Origin of the sequence: Aquabacterium sp. UBA2148 (assembly GCF_002328915.1) — a bacterium.
Lineage (GTDB): Bacteria > Pseudomonadota > Gammaproteobacteria > Burkholderiales > Burkholderiaceae_C > Aquabacterium > Aquabacterium parvum.
In genome coordinates, this window is record NZ_DCXA01000121.1 from 1 (window position 1) to 2,488 (window position 2,488).

Annotated in this window: 3 protein-coding genes; 2 read left to right on the forward strand and 1 reads right to left on the reverse strand. The window is 66.6% G+C overall.

Translation table 11 applies throughout. The annotated features are described in order from the left end of the window. Positions 1–144: 144 nt before the first annotated feature. Positions 145–606, reverse strand: a complete 462-nt coding sequence (locus B2W70_RS06600; RefSeq protein WP_286744018.1) for a group I truncated hemoglobin — start codon at positions 604–606, stop codon at positions 145–147. Positions 607–842: 236 nt separating this feature from the next. Here B2W70_RS06600 and B2W70_RS06605 point away from each other — a divergent pair, with 236 nt between their 5' ends. Beyond that, positions 843–1,661, forward strand: coding sequence for a DUF3034 family protein (locus tag B2W70_RS06605; protein WP_286744021.1), 819 nt, complete (start codon positions 843–845; stop codon positions 1,659–1,661). A 392-nt stretch (positions 1,662–2,053) separates the two neighbouring features. Further along, positions 2,054–2,488 (forward strand): NAD(P)H-hydrate epimerase (locus B2W70_RS06610; protein ID WP_286744023.1); only part of this gene is annotated, 435 nt, incomplete at its 3' end.

The window sequence follows — 2,488 nt, forward strand, 5'->3', positions numbered from 1 at the left end:
GGCATCGGCCGCAGGCGAGCCGTTGGCGTCCAGGACGGTCACGCTCAATGGGGCCGCCAGGGTCGGCAAGCACGCCAGGCTCATCCAGGTCCCGATGAAGCAGGCGGTTGGCGATAGCTTCGGCTGGCGCATGGTTCAGGCCTCTCAACGGTCGGTGGTGACGATGTCGCGGCGGCTGGGTGCCAGCCGGCGGAGCAACTCGTTTTTGGCCCCTTGCGGAACACCTGCGCGGTCGAGTTCGTCGCGCAGCATCTGCACAGTGGTTTCGAACTCAGAGCCCCCCAGACCGAGGTCGGCGTGCGCGTTGCGCATCGTCTCGCCGTCATACACGCAGGGGCCGTCCGCCACCTTGCACAGGTGCGCGGCCAGGCTGGCTGAAAGGGTGCGCAGGTTGATGCCGTCGAACGTGCGCTTGGTGCGTGGGTCGGTCGACATGCGCTGCAGCATCGCGTTGCTGACGGCCTGGATGCCTTCAACGCCACCCAGTTGCAGGTACAGCGGGGGCGGGGGCGGGGTGCTGCCGCAGGCGGCCAGCTGGCAGGCGAGTGCAAACAGCACCAGGCCGAACCGGCGCCCAAGGCGATGGGGTGTTGCAGGAGGGGGCATGAGCGTCACTCGTTGGCAATGATCGCCACTGTGTCAGTTTTGGGGAGGGGGGTTTCCTGGTGAATGGGGTGATCACGGTGCCATTTCTGCGGATGTCTGCCCAGAATTCACGGGAAGATGCGTCAGCTTGGCGCATGGCTTGACGGCTGGAGGATCCACTGATGGGCGCATCTCTCACATTCCTGACCTCGAGGTCGCGACTCGCCGCGTGGCCATGTTTGGCCTTGATGGGCTGGATGGGTGTGCTCCCAGCCTGGGCAGGAGATCGCCTGCTGGGCACGTCGGGCGTCTCACAGATCGAGGGCGCCGCGGGCGGAGGACTCACACCCTGGGCCGTCATTGGCGGCAACGGCAGCAGCGACCAAGTCGGTGCTTCGGCTTACGCCACCCACATCCGCACGCAGGGCAAGTTCAACCTGAACATCCAGGGCGTCGCTGTGGGGGTGAAGAACCGCGTCGAGGTGTCCATGGCCCGCTGGAGTTTCAAGTTCAGCGACACGGTGCCTGGCAAGAGTGCGCAGATGAACGTGCTGGGCGCCAAGGTGCGCGTGCTGGGCGACGCCGTCTACGACCAGGACGTGTGGTGGCCGCAGGTGAGCGTCGGCTTTCAGCACAAGCACAACGAGGATTTCAAGCTCGTGCCCACCCTGCTGGGGGCCACACGCGGATCGGACACCGACTGGTATGTGGCCGCCACCAAAGTCTGGCTGGGTGCAGCCTGGGGCCGCAACGTGTTGGGCAACTTGACCTTGCGTGCCACGCGGGCCAACCAGTTCGGGATCCTGGGATTCGGCGGTGACCTGGGCAACCGGCACCAGTTGATGCCAGAGGCCAGCCTGGCCGTGTTGGTGCGCGACGACCTGGCCGTGGGCGCCGAATGGCGGGCCAAGCCGGATCGACTCAGTGCGTTCAAGGAAGAGAACGCCTGGGACGCCTTCGTGGCCTGGTTCCCGCACCGCAACCTGAGCCTGACGGCAGCCTGGCTGGAGCTGGGCAACATCGCCGACAAGCCGAGTCAGCGCAGCCTGTACCTGTCGGCACAAGTCGGCTTCTGAGCTTTCTCAGCAGGGCGTCGGGCGCTCGAGCAAGCGTTCGCGCAAAAAAACAGCCCGCGCGCTCAAGGCGACACGGGCTGCGCTGCGGCCACTCACAACCGGAGGGCCTGGACCGGTGGGGCGATCCCCAGTCCTGAACCCCTTGCGGGGAGCCACCTCACCGGTGGCGTGGTGCAGCCGGACCACCCGGCCGACCTGAGTGGAGCAGGTCTGGCACCCTTTTGACCTCCGTTACCCGGGGGCCTCACGGTTGACGAACACCTCGTCGAACACCGTGACGTCATTGTGCGCGAGCGCCTTTCGCGCGTCTGTGTGTTTTCTCACGACATGGCGACGGCTTGCACGGAGCAGCCCTCTGCTGTGCGAAAGTTGACGTCAGGAAGGTTGAAACCATGGCCGCAGAAATCCTGACCACCACCCAGATGGCGAGCGCCGATGCCGCCACCATTGCACGGGGCACGCCTGGCATCGTGCTCATGCGCGCGGCCGGTGAAGCCGTGGCCCGCGCCATCGTGGAACGTTGGGCGCCTCGGCCTGTGAACGTGCTGTGCGGGCCGGGCAACAACGGTGGCGATGGTTGGGTGCTGGCGCGCGTGCTGCGTCAACGGGGTTGGCCCGTGCGTGTGCACGCCCTGGCGCCTCCCCAAGCCCTTCGAGGCGATGCAGCCGAGGCGGCGCGGGAATGGCTGGCGCTGACCGATGACAACGGTGGCGCGGGCTGGCACCCACTGAGCGAGGCCAACCCTCAAGCTGGCGAATTGGTGGTGGATGCCCTGTTCGGCGCGGGCCTGAGCCGTCCGCTGGACGAGCCGGTGCAGCAGCTGCTC